The following is a 23571-nucleotide window of genomic DNA, read 5'->3' as shown; positions in this document are numbered from 1 at the left end:
AAATAGAGCGATGGTTTGACCGTTAGAATCGGTAGCCAAGGTTCAATGTCACAGCAGAGCGAGTTTCACCTTTGTTGTACAACATGGTCATGTTGTAGTGCTTGCCAATCTGCTTATTGAATCCGGTTAAGAATGCCCACTGGTTAATGTCGACGCCAACGTCGTAATCAAATTCAATATCGTCTGTCTTTACAGTACCTTGCATACGTGAATCTAAACCTTGGTATTCAGCACCAACGAAGAATTGAGCTCGATAATCAACTAATTGATAGCCCAACATTGGCTGAACCGTGACAATGCCGTCGCCCCAATCATCCATCCCTTTCAGACGCGTTTGTGAATAGGTGCCGGTCAGTGATGCAAAGAACTCTTTATAACCAACAGATAATGTTGTACCCGCACCGCGTAAGTCATATTCGAGATGCAGTGGTACATTTAAACGCCCACTGCTACACAGTGCTGATACGCCCTCGCACAGTTTGTCACCTAGACCAGGTAATTTGTTATTGAGTTTATCTTGTAGATATTCTCCCGCAGCACCGGTGTAAGAGGCATCAACATTCGCGTCAACGTTTACCTTTCCTACATATCCGAATACATTCCAGAACGGCAGAATATTCACATCACCACGTATTGAAAGACTTTCTGCTTTAACCGTAGCAACGCTATCTTCAGGGTCGAACAGGTCATTCAAGCGCACACCGCCAATCACATAATCGGTCATAGGAAGGTTCATGTCTTGATTGCGATAAGCAACTGAAACACCGAATGGTAATGGCAAATCGATACCTTGACGACGCACCATGTCGCCCATTAAAGGGAATACTCGATCTAACTTAACACTCGCTTCTTGCATACGAGGATCTGAAACTTCTTCTAGACGCTCTTCATGCAGGACATTAACGCCGTTGTCGTCTTCATAAATTGCGACTGGTTCAGTTACAGTGCTCATGGTCATCGGTTTCTTTTTAGACGTACCCTCAATGTTAGTTGTCTTACGTTCAATAACGACTTTACCAGAGTCTAACGTCTGGAAATCAATCACTTGGTAATAGGTGTCGACTTTGGACTTACCAAGATTAAATGGCTTGTCGTTGGTGATTACCATGCGTTTTGGTGTGCCGCCTACAAGGTCAATATCAACATTCAAGAAACGGAAATAGGCGATGTCTTGTGGTAAGCCGTATTTCGAATAGTTGAAGCTAATGGTCACGTCGCCGTTGTCTTTTTCATTGACTTTCACTGACGATGGATCGAAGCTTTCTGCATAATTTCTTAGGCGATACTCAGTGCGCGTAAACTCTTCAATTTCATCGATCAGTTTTTCGTTTTCATCCAGCTCTTGCGGGTTGTATTTGATGCGCAGATCAATGTTGCCTTTGTTGTCCGTATTTTTGATCAGATAAACCGATGACTCGCGAATGTCGTCGCCTACCTTAATCGTACGCTGCGCGTGCTCAACCAAATGTTCGCCTTGAACAAGAGAGCTGATTGCAAGCTTTGGTAAATCATGACTAATTCCATATTTGTCAAATAGGGCACGGCCTTGCTCCATAGATTGACTGTAAGTTGTGGCTTCTTCTGTCGCTGAAGCGTAAAAAGGGGTTGTAACTAATAGGGCGCTCGCTAGGACAGAAAGAGGATAGTTCTTACAGGCGCTTTTGCTCATTTCAAAAAAACTCATGACGGTTTCCACGCTGAGTAGTCTCAAACCTTGGAGACTCAAACAGACAATGTTGTACTGAACTTCGTGTGCAGTTTGTAATGTATTTATCCGAGAGAATTAAATTGGTGAATGCTTCTCTTGGGTATGCATCGCTTCAATCAATGAGAGGATTCTAAAATGAGAGGGGAAAAGTCGTTAATCGCGTTTGATGGATGCTATCCTCACTTAGTGAAATTTATAGTTAACTATATGATTTGTCTACCTTTAAATGGATATAAAAAAGGTCTGCGAAGTAAAAATACTTGGCAGACCGTTTTGTTTTGAATTGTTGAGTGTATTTAGTTCTAAGCAGTGACCTTCACTCTAAATAGATCAGTAAACAACTTCGCTATCATCAGAATAATCATTATGTTTACGAGCATCAAAAGTGGCGTTTCAATTCTATAAACCGGCGTGAGGTTGAGTGCACCTGACGTGAGAACAACCAGCAAGTTAATCCCTAATATTCGATGTACCATGAGTTTTGGTGTGTTGAATACTTTCCAAATCACGACAGTATTGACGAAGTAAAATAGGGCGAGCTCCCCTAGTTCTGTCATCAAGGGCATAACAAAAATGTACTGCAATAAAATGACAGTGCCTGTACCTAAAACACCAAAAAAAGCATCTTTGATTATGCTCGGTGGCATCGTTGGCACCATAGAAGAAAATACGCCCGCAATCATAGGGAAAATAAACCCACCAGGTACGGGTAGATAAATCCAAATCAGTAAAGAGGTGACGAACATCAACACACCCTGAAGTACCTTGCGCGCATCTTCATTCAAGTGTTGAACAAATGTACGGTGTTCATGGTGCCAAGACACCTCATTGTTCAATTCCATGCCTAAAAGATCGTCCCCGATTAAAGAATCACTTGGTGTAGATACGCTAAAGCTCTCGATGCTTACAAGGACTGTAGACCAATTTGTTGTATCTTGATTTTCGCCTGAGACATGCTGTAACAGCTTGTCTTGTAGGTGAGCCATCTCATTGATGCGAAGTCGCCAATGTTGGATGTTTTCTTTTAGGTGATAGCTGCCCGTCAAAGGAAGTTCAGCCAACTGAAAAAGTTTGTCTATGTTGGCAGTATTACTTTCTAAGTCTTCTACATTAATGGTACCTGTTTCTTTCATAGCACGGATGAGTACCGCTCTACTATTATCGAAGCGGTCTAAGAACTGTTGTTCAGTGTTAACCGGCCAAATTAAACGATAGACGACAGAAAAGGTCGCGATGCCAAGTACGGTTTCTTGTATGCGTAGTACGGCAAAATGGAAGGTCACTTGGCTATCAAACCCACCCATACAAGAAATAATCGAACAGACCGCGAAACCAATTGAAAACACATAACCATACTTCTCATCACTAGACATGAAAATACAAGTGCCTAAGAACACGGTAAAAAATGTTAGAAACAAAAATCGATCTTGTGAAAACATCGCAATGAGGAAAAAGGCATAACCGGTCCCTAACAAGGTTCCCATTAACCGGTTATGACCTTTGTTTATCGCATGAGCAAAACTCTCATTCAATGCCATCACTGCAACCGCAATCGCTGCCCAATATGGCTTCTCCCATCCGAACCATAAGGCCAGGCATATAGAAATAACGATAGAAAGCGCCGCTTTGATCGCTTCTTTAGTCGATGCAGTGAGCATAAATATCACCTAACTATTTGATTATTTTAATCGAGGCAGTCATGCCAACGCGCAGTTGTAAATCTTCTGGTCTTTCGTCTAACGTCACTTTGATAGGAATGCGTTGAGCTAGGCGTATCCATTGGAAGTTTGGATTCACATTTGGCAATAAGTCATTACCTGTGCTCCCATCTTGCTTGGCGATACCAAAACCAATACTTTTGATATGTCCTCTTAGTTGAACATTGTTATGCATCATCAGTGTCACATAGGCAGTGTCTTGAACGTCGACTCCGACTAAGTCTGTCTCTTTGAAATAACCTTCAATCCAAAAACTATCCTCATCAATTAACGCGACAACGGGCGTGTTTGCGACTACTTGTGAGCCTTCACGTAGGCTTAGATTAGTAATATAACCATTAGTTGGCGCATACACCTTTGTATACTCAAGGTTAAGTTGTGCTTCTTCGACGTTTGCTTTAGCCAGTTGAACGTTCGCAGACGAAGTCTCAACCGCATTACTGAGGTTGTTTAGCGTTAAAACTGGAATAGCACCTGGCGTTCTTTTTTCTAAGTTCAGTGCGCGTTGCTCTTCATTCTTTGCTTTTGCAAGTAATGCAAATGCTTGTTTTTGAGAAGCTAAGGCCTTGTGATAGGTCGCTTGGTAAAGGCTTGGGTCGATTTCGAACAGAATATCGCCTTTGGCCACTTGAGAGTTATCATTAACATGGACTTTCGTTACTTGGCCTGTGACACGTGGTGTTATAGACACAATATAAGCACTCACCTGGCCGTCTCTAGTCCAAGGGTTGCTTGAATAAGATTGGTAATAACCATAAATGACAGAGCCAGCGGCTGAGAATAATAGTAGTGTAATGAGATAACGTTTTATCACAGGAATTGCCTCAAAAAATGGTAATGAATTGGCCGATGATGCCAGTAAAAATGACGATTAGGCTTAACTCAGCTAATGCAGGAAGCGCGACATATTTATGAAGCCCTAGTCTGGTTGCAATTGAGCCGGTTAATATCGTCAACACGTAAGCCAATGCGACAACCAGTAACAGCGGTGGAAAGTAAACCTCTCCCCATACAAGCTCATGCGGCATGCTATTCATGGTTTAGTTCTCTATTTGTTTGATGAATGTAACGATAGCGGAGTTACATTTATTGTGATAATCGCTTATAGAGGATCGGATCCATCAAAAATCCGTCTTAACTTGGTGGCTATGCTAAGCACGCCTTTGTTTAGTGCCTTAAGCCAGTAGAAAAAGGAAAGGTAGGTTTAGGCTTTCGGTGGAAAAACACTTAATTGAAATTGATTTCGAAAATTATCAACTTTTTCTAGTTTAATATAATTCTTTTTAAAACAATGACTTAATATGTTAATTGTACTTCAAGAACGCGCCAAACCGTTAAAGTGATGATTTGATCCATCAAATGAGATTACATAATAAAACCTTTTGTTCTTAATATTCGGTTCGAAGCAACGAGATGCTTTATTTATTTTGAATAATCCAACAAATATCATTATTAAGTTATTCGTTAGATTATTTACTCCTTATATTTAGTAACAAGAGTAAATTTGTCATGGACATTATTTCTAATCTGTTTGACATGGCACCATTTGTCGCACTATTTATTACACTCTCATTGGGTTATATGGTTGGTAAAATTACTATCGGCCGATTTGTTTTAGGCGGTGTAGCCGGAACATTATTAATGGGCGTAATTATTGGGCAATTTGGTGTTCAGATTGATCCCGGCGTAAAAAGTATTTTCTTTGCGCTCTTTATTTATGCTGTTGGTTATCAAGGCGGCGCACAATTCTTTAAAGCGCTTAACTTTAGAACCATCAACATACTGTTGTCTGCGGTTGTTATGACGGTTTCAGGCTTATTGTGTGTACTTGCTGCTGCTTGGTTATTTGACCTAGACAGAGGTACTGCTGCGGGCCTAGCGGCTGGTGGTTTAACTCAGTCTGCGATCATTGGTACTGCAGGCGATGCGATCGCACGTTTGGGTGGTGTGTCTGAAGAAGCCAAACACCTGATGCAAACTAATGTTGCTGTTGGTTACGCTGTAACATATATCTTTGGTTCATTAGGTCCAATCTTGATGGTGACTTGGGTATTCCCAACACTGATGAAGTGGGATATCCGATCGGAAGCTATCGCACTAGAGGAAAAAAACTCCAACGGTAAACGCGATTTAGCAGATGGCGAATTTAACGCAGTTACCGCTTTAGTGACACGTGCTTTTAAAGTAACTAACGACGACAAACTGGTTGGAAAAACACTAGCGCAATTGAATCAATCATCACTTGCTGCGTGTATCGAACTTATTGAGCGCGACGGAAAAGAGCTGAATGCAGACAAGTTCACAGCACTTAAAGCGGGCGATCTTGTTGTGGTTACCGGTCGTAGAAATGCGGTTCATGAGTTACAGGACAAGGCTCAAAACAATGAAGTAGCATTACCGGAAAGCTATGAAGTTATTGAAGAAAATCGTCAACTTATCGCTGATAACCGAAAGCTGATTGGTCGTTCTTTAAGAGAAATTAAAGACAGCTCAAACGAACGTTCATTCCGTGGCGTGTATGTGACTGATTACATCCGCGAAGGTGCTTCAGTCGCCATTACTGATGATCTGGTTGTTCAGAAAAACGACGTTATTCAATTAACAGGTACCGCTCAAGACATCAACCGAGTTGAAAAACACATCGGTAAGCGCATGGGTTCAGCAACCATGACTGATTTCATCGTACTGGGTTTCGGTATGGTTCTGGGTCTACTTATCGGCTTAATCAGCTTTAAGATTGCAGGTATTCCCGTAACGATTGGTTCTGGTGCAGGTTGTTTGATCTCTGGCCTGCTTGTTGGCTGGTTACGTAGCCGAAACCCACATGTGGCTCAGTTCCCAGCGGGTGCAGCAAACTTCATTCGTGATTTTGGTTTAGCAGCGTTTGTTGGCATTGTTGGCCTAGAAGCCGGCCCTCAAGCAGTTGACACTATTAAAGAACACGGCATGTCACTTCTGTTTTTGGGTATGGCGGTCACCATTATTCCACAGATTATTTCGTTCTTCTTCTCGTACTTTGTATTGAAGATTAAGAACCCAGTAGAAGCTTTAGGTTGTGTAACCGGTGGTCGAAGTGCAAACCCAGCGTTCGCTGCATTGATGGAAAAAACAGGCAATGCAACGCCAGTATTCTCTTTCACTGTAACTTACGCCGTAGCCAACGTGTTACTGACTCTATGGGGCCCAATTATCGTCGGGATCATTACTGTTAATGCTGGTATGTAATTAAAACCACAAACTCGTTATAAGTTAAATAACCAGAAATATTTAAATTTATTAAAAGTCCTAGTCAATTACCTCATTGGATAGGGCTGAATAACCACACTTAAGTAAAACGAATTAATAATTATAGTTTTCAAGATTTAATTAGGTAAATATTATGACTACACAAAATACAAATATCGACTTTTCAAAATTCGCTGATTTAAGCCCATTTGAATTAAAAGACAAATTAATTGAAGTTGCTCAAGCAGTGCCAGACCGCGCTTTATTAGATGCAGGTCGTGGTAATCCAAATTTCCTAGCAACATTGCCACGTAAAGCATTTATTCGCTTGGGTGAATTCGCAGTAATGGAAGCCGAGCGCACGTATTCATATTTAGATGGTAGCTTTGGTGGCATTCCAGATGGTGTGGGTATTGTTGAGCGTTTTGATTCTTACGCAAACAACAATCAGCAGAACCCAGGTGTTCAATTCATTGAAAAAGCTCTGAGCTACGCAAAAGATCGCTTAGGTATCGAAAAGCAAGTGTTCTTGAATGAACTAGTGAACGCGTACTTAGCGTGTAACTACCCAGTACCGCCTCGCATGCTGACGAATATCGAAAGTGTTGTAAAACAATACATTGCAGAAGAGATGTACGGCCCAATGCCAATGACGACGGATTTCGATCTGTTTGCGACAGAAGGTGGTACGGCATCAATGACGTACACGTTCCAAACCATGTTTAACAACGGTCTATTGAAGAAAGGCGATAAGGTTGCGTTAATCACACCAATCTTCACACCTTACTTAGAAATCCCTGAGCTTTCAGAATACGAGCTAGAGATTGTAGAGCTTCGTTTAGATGAGACAACGTGGCAGCTACCTATGTCTGAAATCAAGAAGCTTGAAGACAAAGACATTAAACTGCTGTGTGTGGTGAACCCAGCAAACCCGGCTTCAGTGAAGTTCTCTGATGAGACTCTGAATAACCTGTCAGACTTCGTCAACATACAACGTAGTGATCTGTTCATTATCACCGATGATGTTTACGGCACATTCGCAGACGATTTCGTTTCTCTGTTTGCCAAACTTCCATACAACACGCTTTGTGTTTACTCATTCTCTAAGTACTTCGGTGCGACAGGCTGGCGCCTTGGCTCAATTGCGATTCAGCACAACAACGTGTTCGATGATGCAATGCGCAGCCTACCAGAATCACGTCAACTGGAATTGGATGATCGTTACAAAACGCTAGACCCAGAACCGCGTGGTATTAAGTTCATTGACCGCATCGTTGCAGACAGCCGCAGTGTTGCACTAAACCACACTGCTGGTCTTTCACTACCACAACAAGTTCAAATGGCGCTGTTCTCGTTGAACTGCCTAATGGATTCAGAGCAAAACTACAAAGAATCGTGCAAACGCATTATTCGCGAACGTTACAAAACTCTGTACAAAAACATGGGTATCGAAATTGAAGAAAACAAAGATCGTGTAGACTACTACACATTGCTTGAGCTCGACACTTTGGGTGGCAATTTGTACGGCCCAGTTTTCGTTGAATGGTTCAAAGCGAACGAGAAGGGCAAAGACTTCCTGTTCCGACTTGCACACGAAACTGGCGTTATCTTGCTTCCAGGAAAAGGCTTCGATGTAGTACACGCATCTGTTCGTGTATCACTAGCTAACCTGACTCACCATGAGTACGAACTGATTGGCCGTGCAACTCGCAAGGTGTTGGACGAGCACTTCGCCGAGTTTCAAGGCGCATAAGTTCAAGTGAGGCTTAGAATCGAATACATGATTTTAAGCCGATAACGTCCAAATCGTTAAGAATAAGCCTCGGCGATGTCGAGGCTATTCCGACCAAATAAGCACAGTGGTTAGACCGATAAAAATGCCTGTCTTGATGTTCCGTTGTGTTTATTTAGTCGTCTTATCCAAGTATTCAAATCCATTTCAAACTGAAAGAGCGACGCATGAAAAGCATTATTTCTATTCAATCTCACGTGGTTTATGGGCATGCAGGAAACAGTTCTGTGGTTTTTCCAATCCAAAGAATGGGACTCGATGTGTGGCCAATCCACACTGTTCAGTTCTCTAATCACAATCAATATCAACAAGGTTGGACTGGGCAAACGTTCGGCTCAGATGATATTAGAAACTTGATTCGAGGCTTAGACGACATCAACGTACTGAAAGACTGTGGTGCGATCCTATCGGGTTATCAGGGAAATGCAGACCAATGTAAAGCGGTTGCCGAGTCGGTTAATCTAGTTAAAGAAAAGAACCACAGTGCGCTCTATGTCTGTGACCCTGTAATGGGTGACCCAGATAAAGGTTGTATCGTTGAGGTTGGCGTTAAAATCGCCATTACCAAACACTTGCTGCCTATTGCCGATGTCATCGTGCCAAACCAATTTGAACTAAGTGAATTGACCGGCATTAAAATCCTCTCCCTTTATGACGCGGTTACAGCTTGTAAGAAAGCATTGGAGCTTGGGCCAAAGATGGTGCTTGTGAAGCATCTTCACTCATTACCCGATGACGCATTCAGTATGATCCTGGCAACGAAAAAGGCATGTTATTTAGCCCAACGACCGAACATTGAATTTGATAAACAACCGGTTGGTGTCGGTGACCTTATCTCTGGCCTTTTTACAGCAGGGTTAATAAAGAGAATGTCTCCCGTTGCTGCATTCCGACATGCCAATAACGCGGTCTACGGTGTGTTGGAGCTAACTAAAAGTTATGGGACTTGGGAGCTACAAACGATCAATGCACAATATGAATTTGTAGAGCCTACCCACGATTTCAACGTGGTCAAAATCGGGTAGAGCGTTTAACTCCGATAGTGGTGAGGGTGTACCTATTCGATGGGTAGCGTCCTACAAACGAGATTACGAGCTAAACCTAAACTTAGCTATATTACCGCCAGAAAGAGACGGACTTCACTTTATCCCTATTTATTAACTTCTCTGTTTATAGCTGTTCTTTTTATTAAACAGAGTCTCTGAATCATTTTAGAGAACATTAAATGAGCCTAATTATGAACCGTCTAATTTCCTCGGGTTTTACCGTTGCTTTGTCATTACTTGTAGTGGCATGTAACTCACCCCACACGTTGGATGTACGCGTACACAAAGATAATTACAAAGAAGTGGTTGTAGAAGAAGCGATATCAGTAAAAGAGCCATTGCGTATGTGGGCGAGTGAGAACCCAGACTTCTTATACTCTCCAACCGATCAAACGACGCCAATTAGCGTGTCAGGTGAGCAACTGAATATCTTAGCTTTGTCAGGAGGTGGCGCGAACGGAGCCTTTGGAGCCGGTATCTTGATAGGGCTGGAAGAATCAGGCCAATTGAAAGACTACTCAATAGTGACTGGCATCAGTGCAGGAGCGCTAATGGCACCATTTGTATTCATCGGCGGAGATGCATTCCCGAAGATGAAGGAGGTGATGTTAAACATCAATGACAAATCAGTGCTTGGCAAAAAGAACTTTTTAAACACCGTGTTTAAAGATGCTTTTACTGACGGAAAAAACTTGAATCAATTTATCGCTCAGGCGTTCCCTGAACCGATGATCGAGCAAATTGCTGCGCGACACCGCAGCGGTAAGCGTTTGTTTATTGGTAGCACACACTTTGATTCTGGAGAGCTTGTCATTTGGAATGTGGGCGCAATTGCAAATAGTGACATGCCAGATAAGTCTGAACTTATATATAAGGTTTTAGCAGCAAGTGCTTCCATTCCTGGAGTCTTCCCACCGCAGTTTATCAATGTGGAACATGAGGGTAAAAGTTATGAAGAACTTCACGTCGATGGTGGTTTAGCCGCTCAAGTATTTTTCAATCCATCTAACTTCGACTATCAGCAGATCTCAGATGCTCTTGGGTTAGAAAAGCCACCACAGCTCGATGTTATTCGAAATGGAGCACTGAAAGCGCCGTACCACTCGCTGAGAGATAAGGGTCTAGATTTAGTAGCAAAGAGCGTATCAAGCCTGACTCTTGCTCAAACACGTGGTGATTTATATCGAATGAAATACATCAGTGAAATCAACAACATTGATATGAAATTTACTTACATCGAGCACGATTTTGGTTACGCCAAACGAACTAAAGACATGTTTGATGAACACTACTTATTGACCATATACGAATATGGTTATCACAAAGCAACTCAGGGCAAACCTTGGGTAACAGAATTACCTTAATTTAGGGATACCGTAAAATGAATAAAACAGCTTTAACGCTACTTATCATGGCAACGTCTAGCGCTGCCATGGCACAAAATGTGACCTCAATGGAACAGCAAAAAGTCGATAGCGACATGCTACAACTGGCCGACGTTCAACAAGAAGCGGCGTTGTTCATGGTTGAAGAAAATTCAGACTACGTGGCGATTGACTACATTGGTCAGTGGGTTGACGTGAACAATTACGTCACACACAAAGAAGCCAAAGAACGCCAGCTTCAAAAGACCACCAAGAAATACATCTACTCGCAAACAGGTGAAACTTTAGAATCCATCGAGCAACGAATTGCTGAGCATATTCAAGTGGACCAACCTAGATATTTTAGTGTCGATGTTTACCGTAATTACCACGGTGATTCAGGCGACTTTAACTATTTGGCTCGAGTTATCGAGTACATTTAAGTTATTCGTTTAACATCAATGATAAAACCTACTGGCTTAAGTAGGTTTTTTTGTTTCAAATCGACGAATTATTTTCACTAATATTATTCTGACAAAGTAGATATTTCGTCAACCTGTGATAATTTAAATACATAACGATTAAAAGTAAGCACAACAAAATGAATTTCAGCATTGAACAACTTCTCGCGTTCGTTACCGTTTATGACCAGCTTTCCTTCAGCAAAGCCGCCGTTAAACTCAATAAACACAGAACAACAATCGGGCAGGTGATCACTAACCTTGAAGACCAGCTCGCAGTAAACCTTTTTGAAAGAATAGGTCGCTCGGTAGAGCCCACAGAAGACGGGCATCTTCTTTACCATTATGCCAAGCAAACCATTGAGCAAGCTCGTACCTTCGACAAGGTAGCGTTGAGCCTCTCTTATGGTGGATTAGAAAACATCACAATCGCGTATTCGAGCGTGATTCCTCAGCGTGTCCTTGTCGATATTCGAAAGCAACTCAAACGTGACTTCCCAATGATGCGAGTGAACTTTCTGGTTCGTAACAAGAAAGCGATCAAGCAAGGGATACAGGATGGTGAGTATCACTTTGGTTTGGTGAATGTTCATGATAGCCGCGCGATGCACAGTTTAGACGCAACTTTTCTAGGTCATATTGAGTTCTATCCGTTCGTACAAAAGGGCGGTGAATTTAGTAATCTAGACAAAGAAGATGTGCTTGTAGCTTTAAGAAACTCTAAACAGTTTGTGTTGAGAGCCCTTATCGAAGAGGGGATGTCGGAAAAAATAGTCGTAAGCTCAGACCACGAAGAGATTGACCAACTTGCGTTGATGATCAAAATGGTTGAAAAAGGCTTGGGTTGGGCACTTTTACCTAAATCATTTTTCTCTGACCCAGAATTTTCTCAACACGAAATTGAACCTATTCAAGCGGCTGAGTTATTTGAAGGGTTCAAATTTGGTTTCGCCCTGTGGTGCCCTCATTCGAAACAGGTCAGTGATATCAAGGGCTCTTTGACTTCAGTGATTTCAGAATACCGAGAGCGTTTAATCAGCAACTATCGGCTGTAGCTTTTGGTCTATTGCAATGATTTGCAATATTCATATTAACCATTATCCATACTGTATTATTAAAAAAGGCTCACTTAGAGCCTTTTTTGTACCCGCTTTTTGAGTCTTATCTCGTTAGAGAAACTAAATATTTGATGGGTTTGACCCTCTATATAGGAGTAGGGCAACACCACTATTTGGCCTATTCTATGCCCGTCGATTAAGGACCCCCTTTATTGGCAATAAGTGTTTAATTTCTATGTTTATTGCAAGGAAGCAAACTTTCGGCCGGGTTTCGTTACCCGGCCTTTTTTATGAGGCCAATTTTATGATTCGCTGCGGCGGCATTGTTCTTCTCTCCTGCTTTTTGTTTACAACATCTTCTTTCGCATCGTTTTATGATCCTGTTGATGGTCAATTTGATATGGGGCATCACCTTGCGGAAAACGCACATGGCTTTTTGCCTATCCCAATTTTGATTACCGAACCTGCGGTGGGATATGGCGGCGGTGTGGCTGGTTTGTTTTTACATGAGACGGATGAGGAAAAGCGACAACGAAAGCAAGCTGCTCTTTCTGCCATAGATGGTGGTGCACAGTTAGTACCCTCAGCAATGTCAGTAGTGGGCGCAGTAGGGACAGAGAATGAAACTTGGTTTGTGTTTGGTGGCCATAGACGATCTTGGATGAATGATTCCATTCGTTACACAGGAGGAGGCGGCTTTGGCGTTGCGAATTTGGATTTGTACACATCAATCAACTGGGGCCCCATAGATCATGACCTTAGAATAGGCACGTCAACTTCGGTAGCCGTACTTTCACAAAAGGTGCAGTTCCGGATTGGGCATACGCCTTGGATGTTGGGGATAAAGCAGTTATTAGCTAAGTCTGAGATTGAATTTGATAACATGGTTTTAGACCGAATTTTGGGTAACGAATCGGTTACGTCTGGATTAGGGTTGGAGGCTGAATATGACACAAGAGATAATTTATTTTATCCAACCAAAGGTTACAAATTGTCTGCAGATTACATGGTGTACGACGATGCGATTGGCAGTGATTACAATTACCGAAATTTGAACATAGATGGCGAAGCCTATATCCCAATTACCAGTAAATGGACGTTAGGCTTGGCCGCAAATTATCAAAGCTTCGAACAGCAAGACCTGTTTGTATCACCCACAGCGAAACCGTACGTGTCGTTACGCGGGGTGTCATCTTATCGGTACCAAGGAGATGAGATTGAAACAATCCAAGGCCAATTGACGTATAGCATCACTCATCGTTGGAAGGTGTCTGGATTTTACGGTTCAGGGGTTGCAAAGCAAGATAACGGCATAAGCCACGACAGTACCGTCAATGCTGGAGGTGTCGGCTTTCGATACCAAATCGCGAGACGTTACGGTTTGCACCTTGGGATGGATTATGCGCAAAGCCATGAAGAACGCGCTATCTACTTTAACGTCGGTAGTGGTTTCTAGAACAACGGAATAGGGTAAATTTTCCAAGAAAAAAGGCGCTAATTAGCGCCTTTTCGTTTTCTATCACTTTCTTACAGTAAGATTACTTCTTACGGCAGAACTCAGCGATTACGTACATTGATTGACCGCCGTTTGTTTTACCAGAAACAAGCTTAGGATCGTCACCAACGCTGATACCACGGATAACAGTACCTTGCTTAATCACTTGGTTAGTACCTTTGATTGGCAGGTCTTTGATTACTGTTACGTCGTCACCTTTCTTAAGTTCAACGCCGTTCACGTCAAGAGGTTTGTCATCAGCAGACATACCGATTTGTGCCCAAACTGACGTTTCTTCTTCAAGGTACATCATGTCTAGCGCGTCTTGAGCCCAGCTTTCTGTGTTCAGACGAGTAAGTTGACGCCATGCTGTTACTTGAACTGGCGCTTCTTGGCTCCACATGCTGTCAGTCAGACAACGCCAGTGGTTGATATCTTTAGGATCGTCAATCTCACCAAGACATTTGTCACATACCATGATGCCGTGATCCACTGTTACGTGGCTGTGTGGCGGTACTGCGTATGCAGTAAGAGAAGAATCAGAACCACATAGTTCACATTTAGATTGGCAGCGTTCTAGCATAGTAGCTTCAGAAGACATAATGGACTCACATTTATTAGGTATTAAATTACGGGGCTATTATCCACTTTATTTACAATAAAGAAAGAGGTCGTACGGTATTCTGTCTTGATTAATTTTAGCTGAGATCAACCATTTGTGTTTTAAAGTTTTATGCAAACGGTTAACTAGGGAGAGTTAGTTAGTCACAGAAACAAAAATGCCAGCGGTTAGGCTGGCATTTGGTTTCAATTAGAACTTATAATTATTCCAATACAGAACCATCGATAGATGCTGCGGTTAAAGCATTATCTAATAAGAAGTCTACCGCTTGTGTCTGCATGCTAACGTGGTGGCTTAAATCTAATGGTAGAGGCGTACTGTCATCTTGCGGAGCCACAAATGTGCTGTGAACCGCATCTTTGCTAAACTTAACAAAATCATTGGTTCCGTTTGGCGTTGTATTACTTGCATCTACAACGGTTAAGCCCAGTTTTGTCGCAAGTGGTGTTGTTCCTGCAAACGGAGCATCCGCAACGGTGTTTGGTACCGTCTCGTCACCTTGCACTTGACCCATGTAAATTGGCATCTGAGTAGAAGCTTCTAGCAAATAATCAGCATTAGTGTATGGATCAATAGTGTCTAACACGGTTTGTGCCGCATACGCGAACTGTTGAAATGCTGCAGTCATTGCAGCTAGTTGTGCTGTGGTTGCACTGCTTTCAAATGTTTCGTAGCACAGTTTATCTGAGCTGTTTGTACAGCTAGCAGCTGCATAGCTTGCGTACTCTGTCGAAGCCCCCAAGGCTACGTTGTGCTTAACTTGTGGGCCAAAGAAAGGTGAACCCAACAAAAGGTTAGATATTTGACCACCAGAGTTTTCGATAGCAGCAGCGCTGAATGAATAAAGCGCATCAGCAGTTGTGCTACCTAACGTACGGTTAGAAGACGCAACAGCTGTCGTTCCGACAATACCTCCTAATGAATGACCTAGAAACTTAACTTGTGAGCCAGTAGCTATGTTAAATCCCTTCAAAGGTGAACTAGCAAGTAAACCAGCTTGCAAAGAAGCGGTTAATGAAGCTCTTAAACCCATTACATCTAGTGCACTTTGACGAACGTTATCACGCGCTACAGGCAAGTTAGTGAGATTTAAATAAGCTAAGACATCTGCATTTGCAGAACGTTGGTCATCCAAACTACGAGTACCGTGTATTGGCAAGTCAATAGCCAAAACAGCAACTCCAGCTCTCGCTAGGTTGTAAGCGAACGCGTAAGCATTTTCTTTTGCAGAGGTGATGCCGTGTTGGTAAATGACTATATCAGTAGGATCTGTACCATTAGGCGTAAATAGCAAGAATTCGACAGATTCTAATGATTTAACTTGAGGAACTGGAGAGTATTTCGTAATAACTCTTTCGCTATCAAGTGGAGAACCATCGGCCATTGTTAAGTTTAATCCGATTAACTTTAGTTGTTCGGTTTGCTCTGTCGCTAATATGCTTGTGTCGATACCAGCAGCAGCTAACTGAGTAGCCATATTTGTTTGCTCGGCACTATCACTTAAAGCACTTGAAACTTTTGCTAAGCTAGGCATACCCGATTCGAATGGCTGTGAATTCCATTCAGTAGCACTTGTTTCTAGGTAATAAGGTAATTGAACAAAACCTTGGGTTACATCAACGTTGTCAGTAGCACCATACAATCCATTAATCGCACCTTTAAGTGTTGCGATAGTTGTTGCGTCGTCGCCTGCAACATACTTATCAAAGTCAGTATCGTTTGCTAGTGCTGTTGTGAACAGTTCTGTTGAGCCGAACTGCATTGTGTAGGCAGCCGTAAGGTCAACTGAGTTAGGGTTTGCGCTATCTTTCCAAACACCATTTAGATTTGTCGCAGCCAATCCTGTTGCCGTTGCGGCTTTTGTCGCGAAAAGGGAATCGCCAACAGACTCTGTAGTAAACCAAGTCGAGTAAATGATGTTTTCAGTATCAAGGTTAATCGCACCTGCAGCAGTCGCTCCAGCAAAGATCTTTTCAACCCCTTGAGTGACTTGTTGAGCTTGAGCAATGCTACCTTCGGTATAGGTTACTACACTTGATTTCAAAGCCGCATAACTTGGTGACATACCAACCGGATCACCATTGGCATCGGTTAGTTCATTCGACAGCGCCAATACGTACTCGCTTGAAGCATCAAGGGATTCGTTGAATACAATGGTGAATGTGTCAGTTGAGGCACTAGATAGAACATTAAAATGAGTTCCTTGTACCAATACGCCAGTAACACTTGGTGCCGTTTCAGAAGTGAGTGAGCCACTAAGTTTTAGTAGATAAACGCCACCAGTAGCCAAGCCGTCAGCTAAACCTGTACCTTCAAAATCCATGATGATTGGCATTGAGGTAGACCAACCATCCATTGTATTCATTGCTGCGATAGGGTTGGTTAATGAATCATCACCGCCAGTTGGTAAGCCAAGTGTACCGTCGCTAGTATCCATTAACGCGAAGCTAGGAAGAGGAACCGCAATATCCGCACCCGTTAATTGAAACTTGATGCTCGTCGCTTGTGCGAGTGAATCTTGAATGTATTGCTCATATTGAATCGCTGTTGAAGCACCTGAACTCGAAGAGTCATCACCACAACCAGCAAGAAACATTGCTGAAGCGAGCAGCGAAACATTAAATAACTTTTTCATGTTTTAATTCCGTTTAGTTGAAGGTGTAGTTCATTTGAATTGCAGATAGGTAAGCGACTGCATCACCAGAGAATTCAAGTTCCTGACCAAGTTCATTGGTTTCAGTGAAATCACCTTCTTTACTTTGAACAAGAGCGAAACCAGCATCGATTGAAAGGTTTGGGCTGTACTGATAAGTCAAACCTGCGCTGTACCAGAAACGGTCGCTATCAGGGATGCTTAATGTCGCTTCACCAGCTTGCTCGTCATAAGCTAAACCAGCTCTTAAGGTCCATTCTTGGTTTAACTGGTAAGTTGCACCCAATGAGTAACGGTTATTGTCGTCGTAGTCTTCGGTCTTTTTAAAACACTCGCCACTTACACAATCTGAACTTGTCGCTTTAAGCTCTTTAAAGCTACTCCATCCAGTTTGTTGCCAGCCATAGTGAATTGCCCATTGGTCGGTCAATTGGTGGAAAGCTGAAATTTCAATAATTGAAGGCAACGTGATTTTTAAACGGCCTGTTGTTGTCGTAGCACTGCCTTGCACGATACCGCCCGTGTAATCAGTAAAGTCACCATCATCAAAGTCGAGGTCGACCTCTGAACGATAAGCGATAGAGAATCGGTTGTTTTCATTCAGTTCATATAACGCGCCTACATTCCAACTAAATGCAAATGTTTCACCTGTCATACTGATCAGTTTTGTTGAGGCAGGATCTCCAGTGATGTTCGAAATAGAGCCTTGATGACGATTTAGTTCAGCCTCGGCGTAAACAAGGTTTGCACCCGCACCAACACTAAACTGGTCGTTAATTCGATATGCCACATTGGGGTTTAAGTTCACTGACACTAGTGAAGTATCACCTGCAAGATCACCCGCATAAATATCATCTGGGTAATCGGTAGCAACGCCGTAGTTAGAAAACATACCAATGCCCCAAGCCCATTTATCGTTGATAGGGCTGATGTAGTATGCGGCAGGGACAACTTGCAGTGGCGCTACGTCTTTAGATACTTGGCTTTGTCCGCCAGAACCTGGAACATTGTTTTGAGTAATATCCACTTCTGGATCAACGATAGAAACCGCGCCTGAAAATTGGGCTGTATCAAATAGGGTCATTGCGGCGGGGTTTCTCGCTAGTACACTCGCGTTATCGGCTACAGCGCCTTCACCTGAGAATGCGCGACCAAGACCTGAGGCAGAATGCTCAGCAACTTGGAAGCCAGCCGCAAGTGAATTGCATGCAAATAGCACAGAAAGCGAAACGAGAGAGCGTTGTATTGTTTTCATCCTTGACCCTCCTAGGGCATCGAATTTCATTATTATTGTTTGAAAACACACTGAGCATTGTTGGTGTTGAAGCTCTAATGTAAACAGCATGTTAAATTCATGTTTTATATAAAGTCAAAGAAATAGTTGTTATTTTGAGAGGTTATATTTTTGAGGGGCGGCACTCTAACACTAATAATATAATTACAATCAATAGTTTATTCATGGTTGGAGGTGTGACCAGAATGTTTATGTTAGCTATTGGTACAAATAGTGTTCAATTGCTCAATATGTAACAACTTTGTTTATGTTTACCGCCGATCGCTAAATCGGCATAATATCGACACTCGTTAGAAGTCATTAAATTGGAATTAAAGTTTGGAATTACTCGCGATAGAGTTTCTTGGTAAACCGCTTCGTTTAGAAGGGTCAATGGCAGGGTGGCAACAGTTGTATTGGGATAACACTTTGGTATCTCAATTAGATGCGACCACAGACCAAGAAGACGCACGAACACACGAATTTACACTACGCGCTGGCGAAGAAACGTTGCAGTGTCACGTTGAGTCGACCGTTCAATGGCAACCGTTTGAGATGACGTATAAAGCATTAGTCAATGGCCAAACCATTACCGAAGGCAATCGAAACACCAAAGATATCGAACAACAAACTCCTGTTATCGCTCCTAAACCAGAGAAGCGTTTTAGCCTAATTGGGTTGGTGTCGCTTGGTATGAAAGCGCTAAAAAGCGCCAAGCTAATCAAGGTCGTACTTGCTTCTGCGAGTTTAGCGGCCTATTCATGGTTGTTTTCAATTCAGTTCGCTTTGGCCTTAATCGCTTGTTTAATGTTCCATGAGTACGGTCATATTAGAGCGATGAAATACTTCGGCATGAAAACCAAAGGCATTTATTTGATACCATTTCTTGGTGGCTTGGCGTTATCCGATGAAAAGATTAATACGCGTTGGCAAGATGTGGTTATCTCAATCATGGGGCCATTGTTCGGCCTGATATTGTCGTTAGTATTTATGGTGCTGTATTGGGCGACTGGAGAAATGTTCTTTGCCGGCCTTGCGGTATTTAATGCTCTATTAAACCTGTTCAACCTATTGCCGATTTTGCCTCTCGATGGCGGACATGTTCTTAAAAGTATCAGCTTCTCGATGAACAGTGTGCTTGGTATTGTGTTGTGTGTCGCGGCTGCCGTTGCTGGTGTGGTATTGAGTTATCAGTTGAATTTAACCCTGTTTGGTTTCTTATTGATTATGGGCAGTGTTGAAATACTGTTCGAATGGAAAGGACGTCATCACAGTCACTTGTTACCGTTAGACAAATACGGGCAAGTCGTGTCGTTCGTTTGGTATGTAGGTTTAGTAAGTAGTTTGATCGGTGTTATCTGGTATTTTGCATCGACCGGTGACCAGCTATTAAGCCTACCATTACAAATTCTTGGTACTTAACCTGTGAATTTCTGTTGTTGGAATTATCCAGCTGCTTAGTGCACTTGAACTGTTAGCAAGCAAGAAACTAAAAATGCCCTAACCATTATGGATAGGGCATTTTTGTATTTACACCAGCTAGGCGATTCTTACTTAGATTACGCTTTGCAATTTGGTCTTGGTGAACCTGATTGAGGAAGCGTTTTTATCGTCGCTTGCAGATCTTTAATACGCGTACTGTGGGAAGGGTGCGTAGAAAGTAATTCTGGCGGTTGATTGCCACCTGATGCTTTGGCCATGTTTTGCCACAAGTTGACACTTTGGTTTGGATCGAACCCTGCTTGAGCCATATACTCTAAACCAACAACATCGGCTTCAGACTCTTGAGTTCGCCCATACGGCAGAATAACGCCATATTGAACGCCTAATCCTAACGCGGCCATCGTCATACCTTGATACTGTTTGTACTCAGATGCGCCTAACGCGACGTTAGTAATAGATAAGCCAGTATTAGCGATTTGAGACTGAGACAGGCGCTCATTACTGTGGTCCGCTAGAACGTGTGCCACTTCGTGACCAATAACCGTTGCGAGTTGGTCTTGATTGACTGCAACCTTTAGTAACCCTGTGTATACACCGATTTTTCCGCCAGGTAGGGCGAATGCATTAACTTGGTCACTATCAAACACAACAACTTCCCATTCACTAAAACCTTGTTTAGGAATATATTGAGTGATGCTGTTCGCTACGCACTGCACATAAGCGTTAGTTTTGGCATCTTTGCTGATGGGTTGTTCTTTCTTCATTTGTTCAAAAGACTGGGCTCCAAGCTGAGACATGTCTTTATCTGAAAAAAGCAGCAATTGGTTTCTGCCTGTCGGAGAAGCGCTACACGCGGTTAGGCCTGCAAGTGTGAGAAGCGAGGCAAACTTCATCCATGACGTCATACAATATCCTCTGTGTATTCGGTTTTTATGCATGTTAACATCAACTTGCGTAATAACTAAGGGCTGTAAGATAACTAACAGCCAGTAATATAGAAAAAAGCTATGCACGCGATAACAAGATCAATAATTAAGGAACCCACATGAGTATTTGGAAAAAGCCCGTTGACCTAGATACCTTCAACGAGACCTCAAAAAATACCTTAATTGAACACCTCAACATTGTTTACACTGAAGTAAATGACAACTCTTTGGTAGCAACCATGCCGGTTTGTCACTTTACGCACCAACCACTGGGTATGCTTCATGGCGGCGCATCGGTTGTGCTAGCAGAAACGCTTGGCTCATTGGCTGCAAACTTCTGCGTACCAGAAGGCTATTATTGCGTTGGGCTCGATATCAATGCGAACCACGTAAGGTCAATGCGCGAAGGGCACGTCATCGGTACTGCTGAGCCTATTCACTTGGGCGTCTCGACTCAAGTATGGCAGATCAATATCACTGATGAGCGTCAACGCTTAGTTTGTACCAGCCGCTTAACCATTGCCGTGAAGAAACATAAGCGATAACAGATTAGGCAGTCGTACGCTGGTTTTGTCTTTAGAAGAAGTAATCAGTACTTAGAACAAGCAATCAGTATTTAAAGAAGTAACCCGAGAAGCCCATGGTCATAACGTTTAAAAGTGGAAAAGTCATCGCAACCGCACATGAATTGGTTGTTCGTTTAGATGGTGAGCATAGAGTCACGCTGCAAGCCCAAGTTGATGCAATTCAATTGATCGGAAAAGGGGCAAATGTCATTTCAGCTAACGGTTCTGAATGTAAATGGTCGATAAAACTAGACGATGAACAGCAGCTTCGTGAAATCGCCAATGAAATTGGTTGCGATGTAATGTAATCCTTTACGGTAAAAGCACTTAACCCTTCAGATTGAATAACATCTTAGGATGTCGTACTCAATAATTCACAATAAAATCGTGTCAGTAATATTGATTTTACGCCATAAAATAGGGAAACTGAATTCAATGTCCTTTGAATAAGTTTTCCTCTTTATGAGCAGCCCAAGACTTCGCGTTCAATTTGAAACCCTGTTTGAATACTTCGATGGTAAAGATTCTGATGTTCAGCTCGACGACATCACGGATGTACTCTGTTGTACCCGTCGTAATGCTCGAATGGTACTCAACAAGCTTGAAGAAGAAGGGTGGGTAGAATGGTTACCTGCAGCTGGTCGAGGGAAGTTATCTCAACTTATCTTTAAACAGAATCGTTGTGATGTCAGCGAGAACCTAGCAAGACGCTACTTGCAGGAAGGAAAAATTGGACAGGCGCTGTCAGTGCTTGATCACAATGCTGCCAAACTCACCCAAGTTATTCAAAACTACTTGGGTGTACAGTATCAAGAAGGCGAACAAGTTATTCGTTTGCCTTATTACCGACCGCTTTCAATGCTTAACCCAACCAAATCGATGCGTCGTTCAGAGCAGCATATCGCTTGTCAGGTATTCAGTGGGTTGACTCGTCTAGATGAGAATGACCAACTTCAACCCGATCTCGCTCACTCATGGCAAAAAATCAGCGATTACCAATGGCGATTCTTTTTGAGACCCGGTGTTCGCTTTCATAACGGGGAACCTCTGTTAACCAATCATGTTGTGGATACACTTCTTGCGCTCGAACCTCTCAACATGTTTTCGCATATCAAAGATGTCTCTTCACCTGCAAATTGTGTAGTAGATGTTTTTCTAACACGCCCAGACAAGTATTTTCCGCTCGCGCTAACGGAGTCGGTCGCCAAAGTCACTTTACCGATCACGTTACGTGGTGAAGATTACGATATTCGACCGATTGGAACGGGACCTTATCGCATTGAAAAGAACGACGAGAAACAACTCGTGTTAACGGCTTTCAATGGGTACTTTGGTTTCAGACCGTTAATTGATCGCGTTGAAGTTTGGGTGGTGGATGAGGCCTATTCTTCAATGGTTTACCCAAGCCTATCTAAGCCTGTTATGGCCGACCGTGGCGATAGCGATGAAGTAGAACTCGATCCTGGCTGCACGTATTTACTGCTCAATAGAAAGAAAGGTATTGCACAAGATCCTGCATGGGCACAGTTTTTATCTAACGCGTTGAATGCGGCGGATCTGTTTGTTCATATTCCAAAAGAGACCGTTATCGATTTGGGCGTGTTGCACGCTTATGGCATAAAACCTGGTTGGTATGACATAAAATTGAAGGTGCCAGTTTGTCCACCAGCAAATACCAGACCAACCATAAGATTGGCGTATCAATGCCAACATCCAATGTTTCCAACGCTTGCCAAGGCGATTGTCACGGTGCTGAAGCAATACAACGTTGATGTTGATCTTTATGGTTACGAAACCGATCCTCCGCACGCCGATGATGTTGATGTTTGGATTAACCCTATGGGCATCGCCAATAACAGAGACGACGCTTTAGCCGGTTGGCTAATGGACTACAGTTTTCTTGATGAATCTAGCCCGGCAGAAGACTTCGACCAATGGTGTCACATGATTGACCGTTGGCGTTCTGGTGAATTCGAGCAATTCCCAGCACGACAGTTAGGTAAACAACTGGTCCAAAGCAATCAATTGATTCCAATGTTTCATTGCTGGTTAGGCGTTAATAAGGATCAATGTGGTACGTTGCAAAACGCGAAATGTAATGCATTAGGTTGGTTCGACTTTAGCCAAGTTTGGGTGAAGCCTGACGTTGATTGAAATCCAACAAAACTCAATTAGGACCAAACAACTCATTTAGGACCAAACAACTCATTTAGGATAAAAC

The 23571-nt window shown here is 42.7% G+C and carries 19 protein-coding genes; 11 read left to right on the top strand and 8 right to left on the bottom strand.

Going from position 1 to position 23571, the window contains the following annotated elements; translation table 11 throughout:
• Positions 1-22: 22 nt before the first annotated feature.
• From MSG38_RS01755 to MSG38_RS01740, 4 genes are all read right to left on the bottom strand, one after another.
• Positions 23-1684, bottom strand: coding sequence for a hypothetical protein (locus MSG38_RS01755; RefSeq protein WP_248400837.1), 1662 nt, complete (start codon positions 1682-1684; stop codon positions 23-25).
• Between the two features lie 326 nt (positions 1685-2010).
• Positions 2011-3366, bottom strand: a complete 1356-nt coding sequence (locus tag MSG38_RS01750) for an FUSC family protein (RefSeq protein ID WP_248400836.1) — start codon at positions 3364-3366, stop codon at positions 2011-2013.
• 13 nt (positions 3367-3379) lie between these two features.
• Entirely contained in the window at positions 3380-4240 is an 861-nt protein-coding gene (locus MSG38_RS01745) for an HlyD family secretion protein (protein WP_248400835.1), read from the bottom strand.
• A 10-nt stretch (positions 4241-4250) separates the two neighbouring features.
• A complete protein-coding gene (locus MSG38_RS01740) occupies positions 4251-4463 on the bottom strand; it encodes a DUF1656 domain-containing protein (RefSeq protein WP_059018547.1) in 213 nt (70 codons plus the stop codon).
• Positions 4464-4935: 472 nt separating this feature from the next.
• Here MSG38_RS01740 and aspT point away from each other — a divergent pair, with 472 nt between their 5' ends.
• The 7 genes from aspT (at position 4936) to MSG38_RS01705 (ending at position 13828) form a co-directional block, all read left to right on the top strand.
• The gene (aspT, locus tag MSG38_RS01735) at positions 4936-6651 is read left to right on the top strand and encodes an aspartate-alanine antiporter (protein ID WP_248400834.1); all 1716 of its coding nucleotides are present in this window, start codon (positions 4936-4938) and stop codon (positions 6649-6651) included.
• A 154-nt stretch (positions 6652-6805) separates the two neighbouring features.
• Positions 6806-8404, top strand: coding sequence for a bifunctional aspartate transaminase/aspartate 4-decarboxylase (locus MSG38_RS01730; protein ID WP_248400833.1), 1599 nt, complete (start codon positions 6806-6808; stop codon positions 8402-8404).
• 206 nt (positions 8405-8610) lie between these two features.
• Positions 8611-9468 (top strand): pyridoxal kinase PdxY, encoded by an 858-nt coding sequence (pdxY, locus tag MSG38_RS01725; protein WP_248400832.1) that lies wholly within the window; start codon positions 8611-8613, stop codon positions 9466-9468.
• A 212-nt stretch (positions 9469-9680) separates the two neighbouring features.
• Positions 9681-10853, top strand: coding sequence for a patatin-like phospholipase family protein (locus MSG38_RS01720; RefSeq protein WP_248400831.1), 1173 nt, complete (start codon positions 9681-9683; stop codon positions 10851-10853).
• A gap of 17 nt (positions 10854-10870) precedes the next feature.
• The gene (locus MSG38_RS01715; RefSeq protein ID WP_059018537.1) at positions 10871-11296 is read left to right on the top strand and encodes a hypothetical protein; all 426 of its coding nucleotides are present in this window, start codon (positions 10871-10873) and stop codon (positions 11294-11296) included.
• Positions 11297-11454: 158 nt separating this feature from the next.
• Positions 11455-12369 (top strand): LysR family transcriptional regulator, encoded by a 915-nt coding sequence (locus MSG38_RS01710; RefSeq protein WP_059018535.1) that lies wholly within the window; start codon positions 11455-11457, stop codon positions 12367-12369.
• A 307-nt stretch (positions 12370-12676) separates the two neighbouring features.
• Positions 12677-13828, top strand: coding sequence for a BamA/TamA family outer membrane protein (locus tag MSG38_RS01705; RefSeq protein WP_059018532.1), 1152 nt, complete (start codon positions 12677-12679; stop codon positions 13826-13828).
• An 82-nt stretch (positions 13829-13910) separates the two neighbouring features.
• Here the strand turns inward: MSG38_RS01705 and MSG38_RS01700 are convergent, their stop codons facing one another.
• From MSG38_RS01700 to MSG38_RS01690, 3 genes are all read right to left on the bottom strand, one after another.
• On the bottom strand, positions 13911-14468 hold the full coding sequence (locus tag MSG38_RS01700; RefSeq protein WP_017060062.1) for a PhnA domain-containing protein: 558 nt from the start codon (positions 14466-14468) through the stop codon (positions 13911-13913).
• A gap of 223 nt (positions 14469-14691) precedes the next feature.
• Entirely contained in the window at positions 14692-17124 is a 2433-nt protein-coding gene (locus MSG38_RS01695; RefSeq protein WP_248400830.1) for a VolA/Pla-1 family phospholipase, read from the bottom strand.
• 13 nt (positions 17125-17137) lie between these two features.
• The gene (locus MSG38_RS01690; protein WP_248400829.1) at positions 17138-18397 is read right to left on the bottom strand and encodes an outer membrane protein transport protein; all 1260 of its coding nucleotides are present in this window, start codon (positions 18395-18397) and stop codon (positions 17138-17140) included.
• Positions 18398-18754: 357 nt separating this feature from the next.
• Between MSG38_RS01690 and MSG38_RS01685 the strand changes: the two genes are divergently transcribed.
• Positions 18755-19837 carry a site-2 protease family protein gene (locus tag MSG38_RS01685; RefSeq protein WP_048613669.1) on the top strand — a complete coding sequence of 361 codons (1083 nt, stop codon included), beginning with the start codon at positions 18755-18757 and terminating at the stop codon, positions 19835-19837.
• A gap of 137 nt (positions 19838-19974) precedes the next feature.
• Here the strand turns inward: MSG38_RS01685 and MSG38_RS01680 are convergent, their stop codons facing one another.
• A complete protein-coding gene (locus tag MSG38_RS01680; protein ID WP_017060066.1) occupies positions 19975-20763 on the bottom strand; it encodes a M48 family metallopeptidase in 789 nt (262 codons plus the stop codon).
• A 140-nt stretch (positions 20764-20903) separates the two neighbouring features.
• On the opposite strand from MSG38_RS01680, the gene MSG38_RS01675 reads away from it, so the two are divergent.
• The 3 genes from MSG38_RS01675 (at position 20904) to MSG38_RS01665 (ending at position 23504) form a co-directional block, all read left to right on the top strand.
• Complete coding sequence (locus tag MSG38_RS01675; protein ID WP_248400828.1) at positions 20904-21329, top strand: hotdog fold thioesterase; 426 nt, start codon at positions 20904-20906, stop codon at positions 21327-21329.
• Positions 21330-21424: 95 nt separating this feature from the next.
• Positions 21425-21658 carry a DUF3389 domain-containing protein gene (locus tag MSG38_RS01670; protein ID WP_017064605.1) on the top strand — a complete coding sequence of 78 codons (234 nt, stop codon included), beginning with the start codon at positions 21425-21427 and terminating at the stop codon, positions 21656-21658.
• Between the two features lie 154 nt (positions 21659-21812).
• Complete coding sequence (locus MSG38_RS01665; RefSeq protein ID WP_248400827.1) at positions 21813-23504, top strand: SgrR family transcriptional regulator; 1692 nt, start codon at positions 21813-21815, stop codon at positions 23502-23504.
• Positions 23505-23571 lie beyond the last annotated feature (67 nt).

The sequence above is a fragment of the Vibrio sp. 1CM24A genome (genome assembly GCF_023161725.1).
Taxonomy (GTDB): domain Bacteria; phylum Pseudomonadota; class Gammaproteobacteria; order Enterobacterales; family Vibrionaceae; genus Vibrio; species Vibrio coralliirubri.
The sequence above is the reverse complement of the archived record's forward strand: the minus strand, read 5'-3'. Positions and strand labels throughout refer to the sequence as shown.